Below are 19,899 nucleotides of genomic sequence, written 5' to 3' on the forward strand. Positions count from 1 at the left end.
TTATGCCCGGCATGCAAAAGTTGGGATAGGCTCTCGGAAATCCCCGTTCCCCTTTCACAGATGGCTACCGTGCCGCAATCGACCGTCCTTCTCATCGGCGCCGCCGGCCTCCTCGGCCGCGCGGTTGCCGCATCGCTGTCCCGCGAGTCTTCGTTGAACCTCGTCGCGACGATCCGCAACCCGCACGGCGCAGGCGCAAAACGCCTTGCGTTGCCGGCGGAAAACCTCGCCGAACTCGACGTCCTCGACGAGCCGGCCCTCGAACACCTGTTCGCCACCCGCCAGCCGGCCGCCGTGATCATCTGCGCGGCCGAACGCCGCCCGGACGTCTGCGAACGCGATCCTGACGGCGCACGCGCGATCAACGTCACCGCCCAGGCGCGCATCGGCGCGCTCGCCGCGCGCCACGGCGCATGGACGCTCGGCATCTCCACCGACTACGTCTTCGACGGCAAGGCCGCTCCGTACCGCGAGGACGCCACCCCGAATCCGCTGAACATCTATGGCCGCACGAAGCTGGAAGGCGAGGCGGCGCTCCTCGCCGCGTCGCCGCTGTCGTGCGTGCTGCGCCTGCCGCTGCTGTACGGCCCGATCGTCGACTGGAGCGAATCGGCCGTCACGAGTCTCGTGCCGGCGATCGCCGCGTCCGCACGGCCGGGCACCGACGCGGTCGGCATGGACGCCTGGGCGATCCGTTACCCGACGTATACGCCGGACGTCGCGGACGTCATCCGCGACCTGACATTGCGCCATCTCGCGGGTGCGTCGATCACGGGCATCCGTCACTGGTCGGGCGAGGAGCCGATGACGAAGTACGACATTGCGCAGCGGATCGCGGCCGCGCTCGGCATCGAAGCATCGCTCACGCGGATCGACCAGCCGACCGACGCGACGCCGCGTCCGTACGATTGCCATCTGGACGCATCGCGCGTGCGCGCAGCCGGGATCGATCACGCGACGCCTTTCGATATCGCGCTGCGCGCCGTGCTGCGCGATGCGCCGCAGACGCTGTAGGATCGGGCGCCACGCCGCGGCCCCGCGCCGCGTGATCCGCAGCCGTCCGTAGCCGCAGCCGCGCGACGGAGGCGGCCCGCGCGCACCGGCCGGCCCATCATCGCCCACCCAGGAGCCCAGCCATGCAACTGAAATGGCTCGAAGACTTCGTCGAACTCGCGCGCACGCGCAGCTTCACCCGCGCGGCGGAGAACCGGTTCGTCACGCATCCGGCGTTCGGCCGCCGTATCCGGTCGCTCGAGGAGTGGGTCGGCGCGCGCCTGATCGCGCGCACGAAGCCGCTCGAACTGACGGCGGCGGGCACCGTCTTTCTCGATGCGGCATCGAACGCGCTCGACATTCTGCACGGCGCCCGCACGCAACTCCAGGAAGCGTCGCCGGTGCTGGAGAACAACCTGCGAATCGCGACCGGCCGCACGCTCTCGGCCACCTTCTTCCCCGACTGGTACGACGAGACCGTTGCGCGCGCCGGCTTTTTTACGGCGACCGTGTCGACCGGCAGCGCGGAGGAAGCGATCCTGCAGCTCACGGCCGGCGACGCCGACATGCTGATCGTCTATTCGAGCCCGCATACGCGGCTGCTGATCGATCGCGACCGCTTCGACTGGCTGTCCGTCGCGCGCGAGGTGCTGGTGCCGGTCAGCGCGTTCGATGCGCGCGGCAGCGTGCGCTACCGGCTGCCGGCCGGGCAGGCGCCGCTGCCGTGGCTCGCGTTCGCGCGCACGCTGACCCTGCGCGCGGTGCTGTCGCGCCATCTCGCCGAAATGCCCGGCCGCCCGACGCTGCGGCCCGTGTACCAGGCCGACTCGTACGAAGCGATCCTCGCGATGGCGCGCCGCGGGCTCGGCCTTGCGTGGCTGCCGCAGCGGCTCGTCGCCGACGACGTGCGGCGCGGCGAGCTCGCGATCGTCGGGGGCGCCGACTGGCAGATCGGCTTCGACATTGCGCTGTACCGGCGACGGAACGACCCGCACCCGGTACTGGACGCGATCTGGCGCACCGCGCCGGCCCGCGACGACGGCGCCGCGTAGCCTCCGCGGGCAGCGCCCGCGCCGCCTGCGCGCCGATCGGCACGATTGCGTGCCGAAACGGCACGAACGCCCGCCCCACGTTGCCTACACTCCGCGCTTGACTGGCCCGAACGGCCGCCGGCAAAGCCGCGCGCCGTCTTTCAAAATCCTGACGGCCAGCATTACCGGAGGAGCAAGGGATGACCCGCAATACACACGGCGCGACGCCGGCCCCGCACAACCCGTGGCGCGAGATCTGCGCCGCGAGCATCGGCAACGCGCTGGAGTTCTACGATCTGCTGATCTACGGTTACTTCGCGATCGTCATCGGCCAGCTGTTTTTCCCCACGCATGACGCGGCGACTTCGCTGCTGCTGTCGGTCGGCACGTTCGGCATTTCGTTCGTCACGCGTCCGCTCGGTTCGATCGTGCTCGGCAGCTATGCCGACCGCGCGGGCCGCAAGGCATCGCTGACGATGTCGATCGGGCTGATGATGCTCGGCACCGCGATGATCGCGTTCGCGCCGACGTATGCGCAGATCGGCATCGCGTCGCCGTTGCTGATCATCGTCGCGCGGATGCTGCAGGGTTTCTCGACGGGCGGCGAATTCGGCGCGGCAACCGCGTTCATGGTCGAGCAGGCCGACGCGAAGCGCCGCGGTTTCTTCGCGAGCTGGCAGATGTCGACGCAGGGGCTCGCGACGGTGCTCGCGGCCGGTGTATCGGCGCTGCTGAGCCTGCTGCTGACGACCGACCAGCTGCATACGTGGGGCTGGCGCGTCGCGTTTTCGGTCGGGTTGCTGATCGGCCCGGTCGGGCTCTACATTCGCCGCAACATCGACGAACCGGCCGATTTCCGCCGGCTGGGCGAGCAAGGGCGCGCGAAGTCGCCGCTGCGCGACGTGTTCGTGCGCGATCGCGCGAACATGCTGCTCGGCGCGGGTGTGGTCGCGACGGCCACGGCCTTCAACTACGTGCACAAGCTGTACATGCCGACGTACGCGGTCAAGCAGCTGCATATCCCGGCCACGTCGTCGTATCTCGGCGCGGTCGTCACGGGCGCGATGCTGATGGTCGCCGCGCCGGTCGTCGGGCATCTGTCGGACCGTTTCGGCCGCATCCGCGTGATGCTGATCGCGCTGATCCTGGTCGGCGTGACGACGTGGCCGCTGTTCGTCGTGCTGAACCGCTATCCGACGGTCGAGACGCTGCTCGCGGTCCAGGCGCTGGTCGGCCTGTTGATCGCGGTGAGCCTCGCGCCGCTGCCGGCGCTGCTCGCGGACATCTTCCCGACGAGCACGCGCGGCACGGGCCTCGCGCTGTCGTACAACTTCTCGGTGACGCTGTTCGGCGGCTTCGCGCCGCTGATCGTGACCTGGCTGATCGACGCGACGCACAACAAGCTGGCGCCGAGTTTCTACGTGATGGCGACGGCCGTGCTCGGGATCACGTCGGTGATTTCGCTCGGCCGCCGGATGCGCGGCGCGGCGGCCGCCGCCGCGCCATCGACACGCGCGACCGGGGCGTGACGCGCCGGCCGCCAACCCGATTCCGGCGCAGCCGGCACACGCCGGCCGTGCCTTTCCCGAACCCTGTTGAGCCTTTCCGACATGACCACGCTTGAAGCCATCCGCGCCGCCTTGCCGGCCTATCCGATCGAAGTGGCCTTCCCCGACATCTCGCGCTGGCGCGCGGGCAATACGGGCATCGACTATCTGCATACGTTCGACAGCGGCCGGCCCGGCAAGCACGTGATGATCCTCGCGCTGACGCACGGCAACGAAGTCAGCGGCGCGATCGCGGTGGACACGTTGCTGGCCGCGGGCCTGCAGCCGGTTGCGGGCCGGCTGTCGCTCGGCTTCGGCAACGTGGGCGCATACGAGCACTTCAGTGCGGAGAACGCCGATGCGACGCGCTACCTCGACGAGGACATGAATCGCGTGTGGACGCCGGCCGCGCTCGACGGCACGCGCGACAGCCGCGAGCTCGCGCGTGCGCGCGCGATGCGTCCGCTGCTCGATACGGTCGACCTGCTGCTCGACATTCATTCGATGCACGAGGCGTCCGCGCCGCTGATGATGACCGGGCCGCTCGAGAAGGCGATCGCGCTGGCGGCCGCAATCGGCACGCCGGAACACGTGATCATCGATCGCGGCCATGCGAACGGCACGCGGCTGCGCGACTACGGCGGCTTCGGCGACGCGGCGAGCGCGAAGAATGCGCTGCTGATCGAGACGGGCCAGCACTTCGCCGCGAGCGCGCGTGACGTCGCGCTCGACAGCGCGGCGCGCTTCCTGCTGCATGCGGGTGTGGTCGCGCGCGACGACGTCGCGGCCTTCCTCACGCAGGCCGTGCCGGTGCGGCAGAAGTTCGTCGAGATCACGGAGCCGGTCGTCGCGCGTTCGATGGATTTCCGGTTCTCGCAACCGTTCACGGGGCTCGAGGTGATCGGGAAGGCCGGCACCGAAATTGCCCGCGACGGCGACCATGTGATCGTCACGCCGTATGACAACTGCGTGATCGTGCAACCGTCGATGCGGCATCTCGGCGTGAACGTCACGATGATGCGACTGGGGCGCTTGCTGGATCGGTGACGTCGCCTGGGGCGGACCGCCGGGAGACGGCCCGCGCGGTCGCGCCCCTCCGCCGATGCGGGTTGCGCCATGCCGCATGCGATTCACGCGTCGGCGCGGGCGGCGCAGGCCGAACAGCCAGGGCGCCCGTGCATCAATGTGCTACGCGTGTCGCTTCGGGTTCCACGCCTTGTGTACGAATTCGAGACGGTTGCCGTCGAAGTCGGCTACGTTGGCGGCGTAGTAGCCGGGGGCGAAGTAGGTACGATCCGCCGGTTTCCCTTCGTCAATCCCGCCGGCCTTGATCGCGGCGGCGTAGGCGGCGTCGACCAGTTCGTTGGTATCGCAGACGATCCCGACGTAAAGCCCGGTCTCGCCGGGATGACGTTTGCGCAGCCAGATGCTCGATCCAACGCCCGCTCCCTTGCCGTACACATCGTCGCCGATGCCGTAAAGATCAGGGACGCTTTCCGGGCCCGAAGCGGAGTCGTAGTTGCCGAAAATTCTCCAGCCGAGCGGCTTCAAGGCTTCAGCGTAGAAGGCCAGTGATTTTTCGATGTCGGTGACTGAGATGTAAACGTGGTCGATCATTGGGCGCCTTCGACGTGGATGGGTACGGTCTGCGCATGGCGATATCCGACAGCCGGGCGTCTGCTCATGGCCGGGCCCCGACGGTCGCCGACGCAGGGATGCCTGATGCTACGGACGTGCAGGCGCTTTCACAAGCCGCACATGGAATCACACGCGAGCCTCGCGCAACGAACCGGGCATCCGGCTCGGCGTGAATGTCGCGATGATGCGGTGGAGGCGCCAAACGCCGGACGACGGCTGATTCGCAACGGCAAGCCGGCAGGCTTCATCGGTACCCGGACGGGAATGGCAGATGGATGAACAGGTCGCGGGCATGCAGGTGCCATGTCGCGCAGTATCGGCACCCCAGCCCGCGGTGGTGCTGGATTCAGACCGTCAATCCAGCACCGGGCTTCACGTATCGATAATCGTCGAGTGCTTCAAGGTCGATTAACGAATCGCAAAGCGGGTCGCCGGCGAGCCATTCGCGCAATTATTTCCATAGATAAACAGATTTCTGTTTTCTGAATATGCCTGGTAAATAATCGAATAAACTTCCTTGGCACTGAACGAGTAGACACCGTCGTTGATCGTCACCAGCAGGTTGCCGGTGGTGTCGGTTTCGATCTTGTCGATCTTGCCGGCTTTGCAAAGCGCCTGTGCGGACGCGCACGTGGAGGCGAGCATCAGTGCTGAAAACAGCACGGTTGCAATCTTCTTCATGACTTTCCTTTGGAATTGAATGAAATGATGCGATCTGACGACGTCGGCCACGTCCGGAAAGACATGTCTGTCCTTCCGGATTGCTGATTCGCAAGCGTCTGGAAATCAACGAGGGCCTGGCAAGCTGGAACTTTGCGACAAAGCACGAATGAAAGGATTCGTGCTGCGCCTCCGTTACCTCTTTGATTTTTGAATCGCGGTGTTGCGGCGCACAACACAGACTATTTATTTGGGTTTGAGGGCGCCAATCGAATTAATTTATCGTTAATGGGATTCGATAATTTTTTGTTTGAATTTGATTTAATTGAATTCTGGATGGTGTTGTTTTTATTTTTTGATTGTTTCGATATTCAAATAATCGGCGGCGAATATTGAGGCGATGATCGATGGTGGTGCCGGCGCGGCAGGCGAAGCGCATGGGCGTTCATGGGGTTCGATCGTTCGAGCGCGGGAGAAATCCCTGGCACGACGCGACTCGTGCCCGAACGGAAAGGCGCTACACTGCGCGGGTTCCCGGGCACACCGGGAGCGCCGGGCACACGGTGTGCCGACGCGCGACGATGGTTTCGCCCGCACCCCGGCTCATTCGAACAAATCACGAGAGCAAGAGAGGGCCCATGCTGACACGTCTTCGTATCGGACTCGATCGCGCGCGCGACCTGCGCGAAGCGGGACGACCGTCTCCCGTCCACCCGCGGCCGCAGGCGAGCGAACTGGTCGACCTCAGCGCGCAGCGCGCGATATGGCGTGTCGCCGTTCCGGGCCAGGCCGACTGCTACATGGCGGCGACGCCCGCCGAAACGGAGCGCTACGTCGTGCATCTCGACGCGCAGACGTTCTACGGCCTGTGGCTCGGCACGAGCCCGAGATTCCCGCAGCCGAACTCGCAGGACTGCGTGCCGCGCCGCGTCATGCCGCTCAACAGCAAGTACGCGTCGGCCGCCGCCGCGTTCCGGGCCGGCCGCCTCGAACCGGTGGCACTGCCGCCGGTCGGCTACTGGATCGAGGGAGGCGGGTATGAAGTCGCGATGAGCAACGGCATGACGCGTACCTTCTGGCTGCTCGCCAACCGCGTGCGGTCGTTTCCGGTCAGCCTCGACAACGCGACCTGGGCCACGATGCTGAACAACATGGCCGGCGTCGGCGTCGCGCCGATCGCGTACCGCGAACTGTTTTCCCGGCGCGCGTAGGTCGGTCGTCGCGATCCGGCGGCGCCGGATCGCCCCGGTTTGACACGCCGCGTTCGCGGCCTTTAAAGTCGCATCGCGGGCCGGTGGGTCAAGCTCACGCCCGGAACAGGCAGCCGATGTTCCAGGACTACGGGGCTACCCCGTGGATCAGATCGACATCCCGATGCGTCGCAAGGAGCGCCGTTGCGCGTTGCGCAACGTGACTCCTCGCAGTACCCGTCACGTTGGCTCATCGTCCCGCCCATCCTTTTCCATGTCTTCATCCCTGCGCGATACCACCCGCACGATTGCCGAGGCGATGCTGGCCGGTGCGCCCGAACGTGCCGGCGTCCTGTCCCGGATGGCGGCGGTGCTCGGCGCCGCGCCGCCGTGGACGCACGAAGTCGCGGATGCCGCGCTCGTGCGCTTCGGCGCGCGCTGGGCCGATGTCGACATCGATGCGCTTGCGGCGCACCTCGCCGATGCGCCGCCGTTCGTGCTCGCGTGGTACGGCAGCGATCGGCCCGCCGCGATCCGCGTCGTGCGGCGGCCGCTCGTCCAGCAGCCGTTGCCGGTGCCGCTGGCCGGTTGCGACGTGCCGCAATGGGCGACGCCCGGCGATCTCGCCGACTGGCTCGGCGTGCGCGTGCCTGAACTCGACTGGCTGTCCGACCACTGGCGCGTCGACGCGCGCAGCGGCGCCACGCCGTTGCATCACTACACGTACGTGGCGCACGACAAGCGCAGCGGCGGGTGCCGCCTGGTCGAGATCCCGAAGGGCCGGCTGCGCGAAGCGCAGCGCCGCATCCTGCACGGGCTGCTCGACCGCATTGCGCCACACGATGCGGTACACGGTTTTCGCAAGGGGCACGGGATCGTGTCGTTCGCGGCGCCGCATGCCGATCGCGATGTCGTCGTCCGTTTCGACCTCGCGGATTTCTTCGTATCGATACGCGCCGCGCGCATTCACGCGCTGTTCGTCACGCTCGGGTACCCGGCCGAAGTCGCGCGCACGCTCACCGGGATGTGCACCAACCGCGTACCGTCCACGCGGCTGCTCGCGCCGGACCTGCGTGACCGGTTCGACTGGATCGGCCGCCAGCGCTATCGCGAACGCCATCTGCCGCAGGGGGCGCCGACGTCGCCGGCGCTGGCGAACCTGAGCGCCTTCCGCTTCGACATGCGGCTCGCCGCGCTCGCGCGTTCGCTCGATGCAACCTACACGCGTTATGCCGACGATCTCGCATTTTCCGGCGGCGGCGCGCTGGCGCGCGACGTCGAGCGGCTGCAGGTGCGCGTTGCCGCGATCGCGCTCGAGGAGGGCTTTGCGCTGCACCTTCGCAAGACGCGCGTGATGCGGCGCGGCATGCGCCAGCAACTCGCCGGCGTGGTCGTCAATCGTCATCCGAACCTGGCGCGCGATGAGTTCGATCTCCTGAAGGCCATCCTGACCAACTGCATCCGGAGCGGGCCGGCGTCGCAGAATCGCGATGCGTGTCCGGACTTCCGCGCGCATCTCGCCGGGCGCGTCGCGCATGCGGCCGCGCTGAACGCGGCGCGCGGCGCGAAGCTGCGCGCGCTGTTCGACAGGATCGCGTGGGACGCCCGCGAAGTCGGTCTGTAAGCGGCTGAAAAGCGACCGAAAAGCGGCCAAAAAGCGACCGGGTTCGGATCGACGCCGGCCGACGACTTCTGCATCGCGATGCCGTGCACTGCTATCATTCGCGCCATGCCGCGCCAGTGCCTGGTGCGGCGCTTACTTGCCGCAGTCGTTCGCCCGTGCCTTCGTATGCGGCGGGCTGCGCGTCGCCGGGCCGGTTCAGTCTGTCATCGATTGACGCGCGACGTCGTTTAGTGCGTATCGCGCAAGCCACGCCGGCTCAGGCAAACGATACATATATTTGACAGCACCCATCGGCGGAACTTCGTGGTAGGTTCCGCCATCGGAGCTTTTTGCGAAAACATGCCCAAAGAGGATGAATACATGACCCAGGCCCTGCAGGAACTCGAAGCACAACTTCGGGACCTGAATATCAAGCTGTCGGATGCGAAGCAGAAGGAGAAGCAGGCCGCGCTCGCGGCATTCAAGGAACAGGTCGAGCTTTTGGGAATTTCGCAGCAGGAAGTGCTGAGCGCGCTCGGTTATATCGTCCAGCGAAAACGCAAGGCACCTGCCAAGTACTACGATCCGACGACCGGCCGCTCATGGTCGGGCCGCGGCCCGCGGCCGAAATGGCTCGAAGGCAAGGATCTCGACACGCTCGCCGTCGACCGCGAGGCCAAGACCTGGTGGCCCGGAGACGACCAGGGCTGAAGCCGGCCAGGCCGCCGGACCATCCGGCGCCCTCCGGCTCGCGCAAGCGGGCCGGCCGGCAACCCGCTCCCCCCACGTAGTCGTTCATCCGGTGTCCGCCCTGACCGCGACATCGCCGGCTTCACCGCCGACACCGGCCCGCCGTTTTTCTCTCCCGTTCATGACCCGCAGGTTGCCGCCATGCCGTCCCGCAGGCGGGTGCCGGCGCGCGCGGACCCTCGCCACGTGCCGACCTGCCGGCCCTTCGTTCGCGGGCACAGGCCTTAGAATGTCGCCGGACAATCGTGGCAGGACATCATGGCAGCAAACATGAAATCTCCGACGCTCGGCGGCCCGTCGGCCCCGCGCGTCGAGCAGGTCGGCGCGTACGCGTGGAAAGCGCTGGCCGGATCGGCGATCGGCTATGCGATGGACGGCTTCGACCTGCTGATCCTCGGCTTCATGCTGCCGGCGATCACGGCGGCGTTGCACCTGACACCCGGGCAGGGCGGCGCGCTCGTCACCTGGACGCTGATCGGCGCCGTCGCGGGCGGCATCCTGTTCGGTGCGCTGAGCGACCGCTACGGGCGCGTGCGCGTGCTGACCTGGACGATCCTGCTGTTCGCGGTCTTCACCGGGCTGTGTGCGTTCGCACAGGGCTTCCGGGATCTGCTCGTCTACCGCACCATCGCGGGCATCGGGCTGGGCGGCGAGTTCGGGATCGGCATGGCGCTCGCGGCGGAAGCGTGGCCGGCCAGCAAACGCGCGCGCGTGTCGTGCTACGTCGCGCTCGGCTGGCAGGCCGGCGTGCTGCTGGCCGCCCTGCTGACGCCGTTCCTGCTGCAGCACATCGGCTGGCGCGGGATGTTCCTGGTCGGCGTGCTGCCCGCGCTGCTCGCGTGGGCGATGCGCAACAAGCTGCACGAGCCGGAGGCGTTCGTGCAGCGCGCGGCGCAGCCGAAGGCCAACGCGTTCCGCCTGCTCGTCGCGGACGGCCGTACCGCGTGCACGAGCCTCGGCATCGTGATCCTGTGTTCGGTCCAGAACTTCGGCTACTACGGGATCATGATCTGGCTGCCGACCTTTCTGTCGAAACAGATGGGTTTCTCGCTGACGAAGTCGGGGGTGTGGACGGCGGTGACGGTCGTCGGGATGATGATCGGCGTCTGGGTGTTCGGGCAATTGGCCGACCGCATCGGGCGCAAGCCGACGTTCCTGCTGTACCAGCTCGGCGCGGTGGCGACGGTCATCGCGTATGCGCAGCTGTCGGACCCGACGGCGATGCTGTGGGCCGGCGCGCTGATGGGCATGTTCGTCAACGGGATGGTCGGTGGCTACGGGACGCTGATGTCGGAGGGTTATCCGACGGCCGCACGCGCAACCGCGCAGAACGTGCTGTGGAACATCGGCCGCGCGGTGGGCGGCTTCGGCCCGGTCGCGGTCGGCGCGCTTGCCGCGCACTATTCGTTCCAGACGGCCATCGCGATGCTTGCCGGCCTCTACGTGCTCGACATGGTCGCGACGCTGTTCCTGATTCCCGAGCTCAAGGGCGTCGAGCTCGAATGAGCGCGGCGAGCGCGCGCACTCCAACCATTTCTCCGGAAACCACGATGCAGCAGAAGAACAGGACGATCGGCGTGATGGGCTCGGGCAAGGAGCCGTGGCTCGTGTTCTCGGAGCCGCTCGGCGCATGGCTCGCGCAGGCCGGTTTCAACCTGCTGACGGGCGGCGGGCAGGGCGTGATGCTGGCGGTCGCGCGGGCGTTCGCCGGCGTGCCCGGGCGGGCCGGGCGATCGATCGGCATCCTGCCGACGCAGGCCGATCCGCTCGCGGGCTTCGTGCCGCTCGACGGCTATCCGCATCCGTTCGTCGACATCCCGATCCTCACGCCGCTGCCGCGCCGCGAGCCGGATGCCGAGCCGCACACGATCAACCGCAACTACGTGAACGTGCTGAGCAGCGACCTGATCGTCGCGCTGCCGGGCGGGCACGGCACGGCCGAGGAGATTGCGCTCGCGCGGCGCTGGCGCAAACCGCTCGTCTGCTTCGGGCCGGAGGGTGCGTTTCGCGTGCTCGCGGCGGGCGCCACGTGCACGTCGTCGCTCGACGACGTGATCCGGTTCGTGGAAGACGCGTTTTCGGCGGAGCAGGTGTCGCGATAGTTGATGCAATCGGCCTCGGTGGAGATCGGACACGCTCGTGTCCCGGCCGGTCATCCCGCATGCCGAGTGCACGTTCACGGTCGAATGGCAGTCATTGCATCATGGTCGAGCCGCGAACAGAGGCATGACCGATGGTCTCGCACCACATCTGGCCCAGACGCCACGGGGGGCGCCGGTCGACATGTTGGTAGATGCGGTTCACGTCGTGACGGTGTTCGCGGTGGTGACATGCAACACGGTGCGGGGTGTGCGGCTCCGGCAGGAGTGCTCGTATGCCTGGCGAGGCGCCGACCGGCAAACCAGTCCGTCAAGACGAGATTGCCGGTGAAATAAGACAAAGAGACTGATTTTTTAGAATATATAAAAGAGATCCGTTGATTGTTGTTTTTGGCATATCACACCTAGAATGATTCTGGTTAAGGCCGGGATTTTAGATGGGTCGATCGTGTTGATTCAATGGATTGAAAAATGAATGAAATTGTTTATATCGTCGCGGAGCGGTCGGGGTATTTTCTCGGCAAATATTTGGGCTGGCTGATATACCCCTATCTCGTGATATTGAAAGGCGGCGCCTGGAATATTCAGCAAAGTTTTGAAGGACTCGGACTTGTCTCGTCGAATTTTGTCGAGAAGGATGCGCAGGGGCAGATCGTTTCGAGTTATTGGTCGCCAGGCGAAGCGATGCTGCCGATTCTGGTCGTGCTCTGGATACTCTTGCTGGTGTTGGCGTTTCTCTACATCACGACGGGATATGTGCTCGCCCGGAAGAAGGGGGCCCTGGTTGCATTGTCAATTCTTTTGCTGCCGGGGTTGCTGGTACTGCAGGGCTGGTGGCCCTTGATTTCGTTTGTGCCCGATTCGTTCGTCATCGGCGGGAGCGGTGTGCTGGGCAGCGGTTGGGGCATGCTGACGCTGGTAGGTTTAGGGCTGGTCGCGGGATGGTGCGGCGTGCTTGTGCTCATCGACCTCCTTCCGATCGGCGACGGTTTCGGGCATGTCTACGATCATGTTTGGTACGCGGCCGCGTTGCTCGCGGGCATTTTTTTCGTGTTCGATTCGCAAGCGAACCGGCATGTCCAGTCTCTGCAGGAGAGTTCCCGCGATATGCAGAGAGCGAGCGCCTATCTGTTGAAGCAGGCGGAACGGTATGAATCGTGGTGCGCGCAGAACAGGCTGGGGGAGAGCCTGTCATGCCGCTGGGCGTCGAGCGTGCAGCAAACACTGCTCGATTACTCGGCAGAAGATCCGGCTGTCTTTGTCGTCACGGGGCCGCACGCCGCGGCGGATATGTACCAGATCAACGGGCAACGTCTGACACCGGAGCAAATCACGTCGTTGCGAAACGAAATTGCGACATACAACGAGGACATGTGTCCTGTGACGCGGATCGACGATAGGGTCAGCGTGTTGCCGCCGTCATCGTCGCGGTGCCTGAGAACCCCGATACAGTTCTGCACGTCGTTTCCCGAGCGGCTTGACGGGCGAGACGTCAGGCACGATGCGTTCAATCCGGCATCGCTTGCAAGCGAATGTGTCGTCTCGACACTTGTCGCGTTTCGCGACCGGCAAGAGAAACTACTGACGCAGGTCAACGACGATCGTCGGTCGAAGCACTATCGATGGATCTACTACGTGCTTTTTTCCATTGTCATCGGCGGGAAAATCGCGCTGGCGACGGCCAAGACGGTGGGCTTGAACAAGCGCACGCCGACCGAGAGGCGGAGAAGCATGCACTGGGTTAGTCGTCTCTGGCAGATTTCATGGAGAGGATTGCAGATCATCTGGTGGGTGATCGCAGGGAGCGTGGCGATCTGCGTGGCATTACTGCGATTCGCGATGCCCCGGAGCGGAAAACGATAAGTCGAGACCAGCTGGCCTTTGCGGGAGCCCGATCGACGGCAGCCTTACGCGGAGAGTCGCGGCCGTCCGTCGCGAAGCCGAAGTCTGACGAGGGCTCGTCGGTCAGTTGGGGCAGGCGGTCGACGCCCTGTCGGATAGGCCGACTATTCCGCAGCCGATCGGAACCGTGCCCTGCGGCGTGAGCCGCCGCAGGGCACGGTTCAGTCCCGCGGCGCGACGCTCAACGCCCCGTCTTCAACTGCGCCCACAGCCGGTTCTGCAGCCGGCGAATCTCGGGCGGCATCGGCTTGAGCAGCGTCATCCTGCTCAGTACCTCGTCGGCCGGATACACCGACGGGTCGCGCGCGATCGCGGGCTTCACGTACTGGCGCGCGGCCTTGTTCGCGGTCGGATAGAACACCGCGTTGGTGATGCCGGCGTTGACCTTCGGATCCTGCAGGTAGTTGATCCACTTCAGCGCGGCGTCGCGGTTGGGCGCATCCTTCGGGATCACCATCATGTCGAACCACAGCAGCCCGCCTTCCTTCGGATTCGCGAAGCGGATCTCGTACGGGCGCTTCGCTTCGGCGGCGCGGCGGTGCGCAATGCCGACGTCGCCCGAGTAGCCGAACGACACGCACAGGTCGTTGTTCGCGAGATCGTTGATATAGCCCGACGAGTTGAACTGCGTGATGTACGGGCGCACCTTCTTCAGCACCTCGTACGCCGCGCGGTAGTCGGCCGGGTTCGTGCTGTTCGGGTCCTTGCCCATGTACTGCAGCGTGGCCGCGAACACGTCGACGGCCTGGTCGAGGAACGACACGCCGCAGCTCTTGAGCTTCGCCATGTTCGCCGGATCGAACACCAGCGCCCAGCTGTCGACCGGCGCCTTTTCGCCGAGCGCCTTCTTCACGGCCTGTACGTTGTAGCCGATGCCGTCGGTGCCGTAGGCCCATGGCACGCCGTACTGGTTGCCCGGATCGGCGTCGGCGACCATCTTCATCAGCAGCGGATCGAGGTTCGACAGGTTCGGCAGCTTCGACTTGTCGAGCGGCTGGTAGACGCTCGCCTGAATCTGCTTGGCCATGTAGTTCGACGTCGGCACGACGATGTCGTAGCCGGAATTCCCCGACATCAGTTTCGCCTGCAGCGTGTCGTCGCTGTCGTAGTTGTCGTAGCGGACGTGGAGGCCCGTCTGCTTCTGGAAGTTCGGGACCGTGTCCGGTGCGATGTAGTCGGACCAGTTGTAGATGTTCAGTTCACCGGCCGCGTGGGCGGTCGTGCCGGCGGACGCGGCGGCCGACAGGGTGGCGGCGGTTGCAATGCTGCGGGCAAGCGTGCGGATTCGCATGACGAAGTCTTCCATTTTCAGGGCGCGTGTCGATCCGCGATGCGCGGGCCGGTGCGCGACGGTTCATCGGATGAAGCGGGCGTGAGCGAGCGCGGTGCGCGACGATCAGGAATCCGTTCGATTGCGGGCCGGCTCGCACGGAAACGAAGCGCGAGCGGATTCCGTCACCGGTCGGGCGACACGGCGGGCAGGTCGAACGGATACAGGGAAAGGGGGGAAGCGCTAAGGCAGCAGCGAGGCCACGTCGTCGGTATGGATCGCGACGTACGCACGTGCGGCGACGGCGTTGTGGCGGCGAACGGAGCGGCAGGACAGGATGGTGTAGATCGACAGATGCAGGCGAGGACTTTGCCAGCCGTCACCACGGTCGTCGGTGGACGCGATCGCGGCGCGCAGGTTTCGCGCATCGCCTCGTCTCCACCGCACCAGCGGGCCACGGAATCTCACGTTTACTCTCGACCGGGTTGTTGAAAGTATTGAACACCTGACGATTCGCCAGCGACTGCCGTTTCAGGCCGCGGTCATCGAATTTGCCGCGATGCGTCATCGGGTTCGAGACGCAAACTGAAAGCTTGGCGGACCGCTGGATCGCCGAAACATGACGCTTCCGTGAATCATCAGGGAAATCGCTGTAAGGATGTCTCAGGATTTTCCCTAGTGATTCGCAGGCCGATGCAGGCGTTCGGCGTGATCGCGATAACGGATGAACCGCGCACGCGACGCGGCTCGAGCGGCCATGACGCGGGTCAAGTGATGAGAATATTCGACGGCCTGCAGCGCGAATCGCGCCGGAACGGTCGTCGCAAAGGCAGTCGCAACGGCAGTCGAGAAACCATGAAGGGCGTCGCGGCGCAGACGGCCCATCGACCCTCAGCCGCCGGATGGCCCCGGCCGGCTGAAGCGCTGCTCGACCACCTCGGTGCCCCAATGCGTGCCCGCGGATTCGCTCGTCAGCGTGAAGCCGAACGACTCGTACAGGTGGCGTGCCGAATCGAGGCCCTTGAACGTCCACAGATAGGTTTCGCGAAACCGCTGCGCGTCGACGAAGCGCATGGCTTCCGTCATGAGCCGGCGCCCGATGCCCGAGCCGCGCAACGCATCGTTCACGATGAACCATCGCAGGTGCGCGACGCCCGTTGCCGGGTCGCCGTCGATCGCGAGCGACGCGAGCGTGCGTCCGTCTTCCTGGCACAGCCAGAGCGCCTTGCCGTCGGCCGGCAGCGCACCGGCGAACTCGGCCAGCTCGGTCGCCACCCGCTTTTCGAAAAAGGCGCCGAATCCCCAGTGTTCCGAGTAGAAGCGCGCGTGAAGGCCCGCGATATCGCCGATGCAGCCCGGCTGGTAGCCTTCGCGGATCGATGGCGCATCGGGTGTCGCGGCGCTTGCCCTGGCGGCGTTGTCCTGCGCGAGCGCATCGGCATACAGCGCGAGCGAGCGCAGCAGCGCCTGTTGATCCGCCGGCACCATGCGGCGCAGCGCATTCGACACCTGATCCGTCGCGAACGCGTCGATTCTTTTCTGGAGCTTCTTGCCGTCGGCGGTCAGGTACAGCTCGGTCGCGCGCGCATCGTCGCTCGACACGCGCCGTTCGACGATGCCGGCCGCCTCGAGCCGCGCGAGTTGCCGGCTCGTGTTCGACTTGTCCAGCCGCAGGATGTTGCCCAGATCGCGGGCGTTGATGCCGGGCGCCATCCCGATCTCGAGGATCGCGTGAACCGCCGAAGGCGCCCAGTCGCTGTCGGCCAGCGTCGCGCGCATGAAGCCGAGCTCGCGAACCAGTTTGCGGGAGAAGTCGCGAAGCTCGAGGATGGTTGCTTCGCGAGGCTTGGCGGGAGCGTCGATGAGGTCCATGGTCAGCCCGGAAAGGTTGCGGATCGCAATCAATAATAGTTGCGGGTCGCAACTTGATCAAGGCGGATTTTCATCGGGACGCGTCGTGCCGAGCGGTGCTTGCGGGGCCGGCGTCGGCGCGGATCACGGGGACGGATGGGCGGGCGGTGAGTGGTATTGGCGCGGATGGCGGAGTGCCGCGAACCGGACGCATACTCGATGCATCCGGACGCCCCGTCATGCGAGCACGGGTGTCGGCCGGTCATCGATCCGCGGCGGCGGACAACGGAGCCCACCATGAACAATCTGAAGCCGATGACGATTGCGTTGCTTGCCGGATGCGGGATCGGTGCCGGTGCCGTTCACGCGGCCGGCAGCATGGATGCGCCGCCCTGCAGCGCGGCGCATGCGGCGGATCAGGGCGGGATCGCCGCGATGCCGGGCACGTCGGTGCGCAGCTTTTCGACCGCCGGTTGCTCGGGCGCGGTGCTGCAGGGCGAACGGGCCACCGCGACGGTCAACGGCGACCGGATCGAGCTGCGGGACGGCATCGTCTACGTGAACGGCCGTTCCTACGGCGCCGTCACACCGGCGCAGACGGTCGAATACGAAGCCGCGCACGACCGGCGTACGTTGAAGGTCGACGGGAAACTCCGCACGCCGGTGCGCTGAGTACGCGCCCGGGCCCGCGGCAACCGCGTCGCGCCTAGTCGACCAGCGTCAGCCGGCCGTCGCTGAGCCGCACCTCGCGCCCGATCCACGCCGCGTCGACGCGCGGCAGCACGGCCGACGGCTTGCGCAGTTCGCGCAGCAGCGTCGCGCCGTGCGACAGCCGGCCGCCCATGCGCGCGATCACCGCACGTGCGGCCTGGTACTGCGCGTGCCGGCCCGGGTCGAGCGTGTCTTCCAGCAGGATGTCGCGGCCGAGCACGCCTTGCGTGTGGCCCGGATAGATCATGAAGCCGGCCGCCTCGTCGGTGCCTTCGCTGCCGTCCTGCCAGAAGCTGCCGTTGCGTTCGCGGCGATCGGGATGGGGCGCGAACCATGCGTCGCGGTCGGCGGCCGGCATCGCGTGATGCAGGCGGAAGAACACGCGCATCAGGTTGTCGCGATACCACTCGCGCACCTGCAGATACCAGCCGCGCATGCCGGGCGCGCCGAGCGCGTGGAGTACGCGGACGGGCAGCGGCCAGTCGGGAAACGCCTGCAACGGCAGATCGGCGGGCGCGGGCCGTGCGGTGCCCGGATCGGTTTCCCACGGCAGGCGATGCGGGCTGTTCTCGAGCTGGCCATACGCGGTCGGCGGACGGCCCCACAGTGCGCCGCCGCTGCTGGCCAGCGATGACGCGATGCACAGGTTGCCCTGCACGACGAACACGTAGAAGCGCGTGAACCAGTCAGCCAGCTGCCGGCCGTCGGCGCGTTGCTCGACAAGCGTCGCGAGTTCCCGGTCGAAGCGCTGCAGACCGCGTTCGAGCGTCGGCAGATGCCCGCGTGCGGCGCGCAGCATGCGCCAGAACACCGGCAGCGAACGCAGCAGCCGCAGCGGGCGCCAGCGCAGCGGCGGGGTCGCGCCGCCGATCTCGCCGCTGTAGTTGCCGGCCGATACGCCCCAGTCGGCGAGACGGGCGAGGAACAGGTCGCTGTTGATGTACGACGCGCCGCCGTAGAGCGCGGTGAATGGTTCGTTGTCCTGCAATACGCGCGCATCCCAGCGCGCCATGATGGCCGGGATGCTGCCGGCCGCACGCCGTTGTGCGTACTCGACCAGCCGGCTGGGCTGCGGCGGCAGGATCTCGGCGATGTTCGCGGCGGTCAGGTGCCGGTGCCAGCCGTAGCTGCTGATCGGGCGGTATTGCAGCAGCCACAGCTGCGTGCCGTCCCACGCCCATTCGACATCGCCCGGCACGTAGTGGAACGCGCGCAGCACGCGTTGCAGGAAGGTCCACAGTTGCGTCGCGCCCAGGCCGTGCGCGCCCGGGAACGTGCCGCGTTGCCAGGGCTCGCCCAGCCGCGACAGGATCGCGCGTTGCGGGCTGGCCTGGCCGTCGGCGAGCGATTCGAGGTGGCCTTCCACCCATTCGACTTCGACCGCGAGATGCCGCACGAACGCGATGCCCGACAGCACGGGCGTGATGAAGCGTTGCACGACCGTTTCCTCGAGGCCGCCGTCGAGCAGCTCGGCCACGCGCGCGGCTGCCTGCGAGGCCGGTACGCGCAGGAACGTGGTGTGCAGGCCCGCGTTGGCCGCATCGGCCTGGTCTTCGCCATGGCTCGACGAGCGGATCGCCCACTCGGCGTCGGGCTGGCTCGCGAGAAAGCCGGGCAGGCGCGGGTCGTCGGCGCGGGTCAGCGACAGCGCGGGCGGCACGGGCAGGCCGGCCATCGTCGCCAGCGCCAGGCGCCCGCCCTTGGTGTGCGCGACGAAGCCGGCGTCGCCCGCTTCGAGCCACTGCGCGAACGCCGCCGGCGCGTCGATCCACGGATAGTGTCCCCAGCCGGCCTGCAGCGTGACGGTGAGGTCGGCGCGCGCGAGGATGGCCGACCATGCGGCGGCCTGGCGCACGCCGAGCACGGCGTCCTGATCGCCCCACACGAGTTCGATGCGATCGGTGACCCACTCGAGCAGCGGCAGCGCGGTATCGGCGCGCACGAGATCCCAGTGCGGCAGGAACGCGCGGCAGCGCGCGTAGCCGGCGCCCATGCGGCGGTACTGCGCGCGTGTCCAGGTCAGGTTCGAGAACTTGCGGGCGAACAGCGCCGGGTAGTGCGCGAGCAGCCAGTGAATGGTCTTGCGCAGCGGCTTCGGCGCCATCAGTTTCGGCAGGCGCCGTTCCCACAGAAATGCACCGACGGGCGCGAGCAGCACGCTGCGGCCGAAGTGGCCGGGGCGCCGTTGCAACGCATGCAGCACCAGCAGCGCATTCACGCCGACCGCCATGATCGCGTGGCCCGGTTCGGTTGCGTCCAGCAGCGCTTGAGCATACGCGGCGAGATCCTCGCAGGGCGGCGCGGGGTTGTCGCCGAAGCCCGGCAGTTCCAGCGGCACGGGCCGGTAATGGCGGAAGTGGGGCAGCGTGTCGTCCCACCAGTCGGCCGCACTGCCGTTGCCGGCGAGGAGGTACAGGATCGGTTTGCTCATGGAGGCTTCGTCGGCGGGCGATCGTCGCGGTGGCGCGCGCCCGGATGGGGCGGCGCGGCCCGCGGATGCCGCTGCGCAGTTTCGTGTCGTCTTGTTCGCGTTGCGCCGGTGCGAGTGGAATGGAAGCGTGGCCCCGCTCGGCTTGATGGTTGCGCGCATTCTACTTGAGTCGGCCCGGGCGATAACCGCCATCTCGAACGCGACCTCATGCAGACGCAGGTGA

At 66.7% G+C, this 19,899-nt stretch carries 17 protein-coding genes; 11 read left to right on the forward strand and 6 right to left on the reverse strand.

The window, feature by feature from the left end; all coding sequences use genetic code 11:
* Positions 1-60 precede the first annotated feature (60 nt).
* From PQB87_RS34490 to PQB87_RS34505, 4 genes are all read left to right on the forward strand, one after another.
* The gene (locus PQB87_RS34490; RefSeq protein WP_489244795.1) at positions 61-1,014 is read left to right on the forward strand and encodes a dTDP-4-dehydrorhamnose reductase family protein; all 954 of its coding nucleotides are present in this window, start codon (positions 61-63) and stop codon (positions 1,012-1,014) included.
* Between the two features lie 122 nt (positions 1,015-1,136).
* The gene (locus PQB87_RS34495; RefSeq protein ID WP_111939566.1) at positions 1,137-2,045 is read left to right on the forward strand and encodes a LysR family transcriptional regulator; all 909 of its coding nucleotides are present in this window, start codon (positions 1,137-1,139) and stop codon (positions 2,043-2,045) included.
* Between the two features lie 179 nt (positions 2,046-2,224).
* Entirely contained in the window at positions 2,225-3,553 is a 1,329-nt protein-coding gene (locus PQB87_RS34500; protein ID WP_059651978.1) for an MFS transporter, read from the forward strand.
* Positions 3,554-3,634: 81 nt separating this feature from the next.
* A complete protein-coding gene (locus tag PQB87_RS34505; RefSeq protein ID WP_059489286.1) occupies positions 3,635-4,618 on the forward strand; it encodes a M14 family metallopeptidase in 984 nt (327 codons plus the stop codon).
* A 141-nt stretch (positions 4,619-4,759) separates the two neighbouring features.
* Here the strand turns inward: PQB87_RS34505 and PQB87_RS34510 are convergent, their stop codons facing one another.
* Positions 4,760-5,188 carry a VOC family protein gene (locus tag PQB87_RS34510; protein WP_059682881.1) on the reverse strand — a complete coding sequence of 143 codons (429 nt, stop codon included), beginning with the start codon at positions 5,186-5,188 and terminating at the stop codon, positions 4,760-4,762.
* Between the two features lie 429 nt (positions 5,189-5,617).
* Positions 5,618-5,890: a type 2 periplasmic-binding domain-containing protein gene (locus PQB87_RS34515; RefSeq protein ID WP_021160117.1), complete on the reverse strand. Its 273-nt coding sequence runs from the start codon at positions 5,888-5,890 to the stop codon at positions 5,618-5,620.
* A gap of 617 nt (positions 5,891-6,507) precedes the next feature.
* Here PQB87_RS34515 and PQB87_RS34520 point away from each other — a divergent pair.
* The 6 genes from PQB87_RS34520 to PQB87_RS34545 all read left to right on the forward strand — a co-directional run bounded on the left by PQB87_RS34520 (position 6,508) and on the right by PQB87_RS34545 (position 13,374).
* Positions 6,508-7,080, forward strand: a complete 573-nt coding sequence (locus PQB87_RS34520; RefSeq protein WP_489244798.1) for a plasmid fertility inhibition factor family protein — start codon at positions 6,508-6,510, stop codon at positions 7,078-7,080.
* Between the two features lie 253 nt (positions 7,081-7,333).
* Positions 7,334-8,683, forward strand: coding sequence for a reverse transcriptase family protein (locus tag PQB87_RS34525; RefSeq protein ID WP_489244800.1), 1,350 nt, complete (start codon positions 7,334-7,336; stop codon positions 8,681-8,683).
* A gap of 360 nt (positions 8,684-9,043) precedes the next feature.
* Entirely contained in the window at positions 9,044-9,373 is a 330-nt protein-coding gene (locus tag PQB87_RS34530) for an H-NS histone family protein (protein WP_027792132.1), read from the forward strand.
* Positions 9,374-9,670: 297 nt separating this feature from the next.
* Entirely contained in the window at positions 9,671-10,918 is a 1,248-nt protein-coding gene (locus PQB87_RS34535; RefSeq protein WP_489244801.1) for an MFS transporter, read from the forward strand.
* Positions 10,915-11,514, forward strand: coding sequence for an SLOG cluster 4 domain-containing protein (locus PQB87_RS34540; protein ID WP_489244803.1), 600 nt, complete (start codon positions 10,915-10,917; stop codon positions 11,512-11,514). The genes PQB87_RS34535 and PQB87_RS34540 overlap by 4 nt, the downstream gene beginning before the upstream one ends.
* Before the next feature lie 468 nt (positions 11,515-11,982).
* A complete protein-coding gene (locus tag PQB87_RS34545; protein WP_489244805.1) occupies positions 11,983-13,374 on the forward strand; it encodes a hypothetical protein in 1,392 nt (463 codons plus the stop codon).
* Between the two features lie 220 nt (positions 13,375-13,594).
* Here the strand turns inward: PQB87_RS34545 and PQB87_RS34550 are convergent, their stop codons facing one another.
* The 3 genes from PQB87_RS34550 to PQB87_RS34560 all read right to left on the reverse strand — a co-directional run bounded on the left by PQB87_RS34550 (position 13,595) and on the right by PQB87_RS34560 (position 16,555).
* On the reverse strand, positions 13,595-14,704 hold the full coding sequence (locus PQB87_RS34550; protein ID WP_489245165.1) for a polyamine ABC transporter substrate-binding protein: 1,110 nt from the start codon (positions 14,702-14,704) through the stop codon (positions 13,595-13,597).
* Positions 14,705-14,926: 222 nt separating this feature from the next.
* Positions 14,927-15,151, reverse strand: coding sequence for a hypothetical protein (locus PQB87_RS34555; RefSeq protein WP_021160126.1), 225 nt, complete (start codon positions 15,149-15,151; stop codon positions 14,927-14,929).
* 423 nt (positions 15,152-15,574) lie between these two features.
* Positions 15,575-16,555: a bifunctional helix-turn-helix transcriptional regulator/GNAT family N-acetyltransferase gene (locus PQB87_RS34560; protein ID WP_059620379.1), complete on the reverse strand. Its 981-nt coding sequence runs from the start codon at positions 16,553-16,555 to the stop codon at positions 15,575-15,577.
* Between the two features lie 276 nt (positions 16,556-16,831).
* On the opposite strand from PQB87_RS34560, the gene PQB87_RS34565 reads away from it, so the two are divergent.
* A complete protein-coding gene (locus PQB87_RS34565) occupies positions 16,832-17,206 on the forward strand; it encodes a S26 family signal peptidase (protein WP_059489298.1) in 375 nt (124 codons plus the stop codon).
* Between the two features lie 34 nt (positions 17,207-17,240).
* On the opposite strand, the gene PQB87_RS34570 is transcribed toward PQB87_RS34565, so the two are convergent.
* A complete protein-coding gene (locus tag PQB87_RS34570) occupies positions 17,241-19,676 on the reverse strand; it encodes a PEP-utilizing enzyme (RefSeq protein WP_489244807.1) in 2,436 nt (811 codons plus the stop codon).
* Positions 19,677-19,899: the final 223 nt, after the last annotated feature.

The sequence above is a fragment of the Burkholderia sp. KL41 genome, from assembly GCF_057005415.2.

What these genes read in the sequence shown, in the direction of transcription:
- PQB87_RS34490 (WP_489244795.1), top strand. Translation starts at nt 61, where the DNA reads ATGGCTACCGTGCCGCAATCGACCGTCCTTCTCATCGGCGCCGCCGGC.
- PQB87_RS34495 (WP_111939566.1), top strand. Translation starts at nt 1,137, where the DNA reads ATGCAACTGAAATGGCTCGAAGACTTCGTCGAACTCGCGCGCACGCGC.
- PQB87_RS34500 (WP_059651978.1), top strand. Translation starts at nt 2,225, where the DNA reads ATGACCCGCAATACACACGGCGCGACGCCGGCCCCGCACAACCCGTGG.
- PQB87_RS34505 (WP_059489286.1), top strand. Translation starts at nt 3,635, where the DNA reads ATGACCACGCTTGAAGCCATCCGCGCCGCCTTGCCGGCCTATCCGATC.
- PQB87_RS34510 (WP_059682881.1), bottom strand. Translation starts at nt 5,188, where the DNA reads ATGATCGACCACGTTTACATCTCAGTCACCGACATCGAAAAATCACTG.
- PQB87_RS34515 (WP_021160117.1), bottom strand. Translation starts at nt 5,890, where the DNA reads ATGAAGAAGATTGCAACCGTGCTGTTTTCAGCACTGATGCTCGCCTCC.
- PQB87_RS34520 (WP_489244798.1), top strand. Translation starts at nt 6,508, where the DNA reads ATGCTGACACGTCTTCGTATCGGACTCGATCGCGCGCGCGACCTGCGC.
- PQB87_RS34525 (WP_489244800.1), top strand. Translation starts at nt 7,334, where the DNA reads ATGTCTTCATCCCTGCGCGATACCACCCGCACGATTGCCGAGGCGATG.
- PQB87_RS34530 (WP_027792132.1), top strand. Translation starts at nt 9,044, where the DNA reads ATGACCCAGGCCCTGCAGGAACTCGAAGCACAACTTCGGGACCTGAAT.
- PQB87_RS34535 (WP_489244801.1), top strand. Translation starts at nt 9,671, where the DNA reads ATGGCAGCAAACATGAAATCTCCGACGCTCGGCGGCCCGTCGGCCCCG.
- PQB87_RS34540 (WP_489244803.1), top strand. Translation starts at nt 10,915, where the DNA reads ATGAGCGCGGCGAGCGCGCGCACTCCAACCATTTCTCCGGAAACCACG.
- PQB87_RS34545 (WP_489244805.1), top strand. Translation starts at nt 11,983, where the DNA reads ATGAATGAAATTGTTTATATCGTCGCGGAGCGGTCGGGGTATTTTCTC.
- PQB87_RS34550 (WP_489245165.1), bottom strand. Translation starts at nt 14,704, where the DNA reads ATGCGAATCCGCACGCTTGCCCGCAGCATTGCAACCGCCGCCACCCTG.
- PQB87_RS34560 (WP_059620379.1), bottom strand. Translation starts at nt 16,555, where the DNA reads ATGGACCTCATCGACGCTCCCGCCAAGCCTCGCGAAGCAACCATCCTC.
- PQB87_RS34565 (WP_059489298.1), top strand. Translation starts at nt 16,832, where the DNA reads ATGAACAATCTGAAGCCGATGACGATTGCGTTGCTTGCCGGATGCGGG.
- PQB87_RS34570 (WP_489244807.1), bottom strand. Translation starts at nt 19,676, where the DNA reads ATGAGCAAACCGATCCTGTACCTCCTCGCCGGCAACGGCAGTGCGGCC.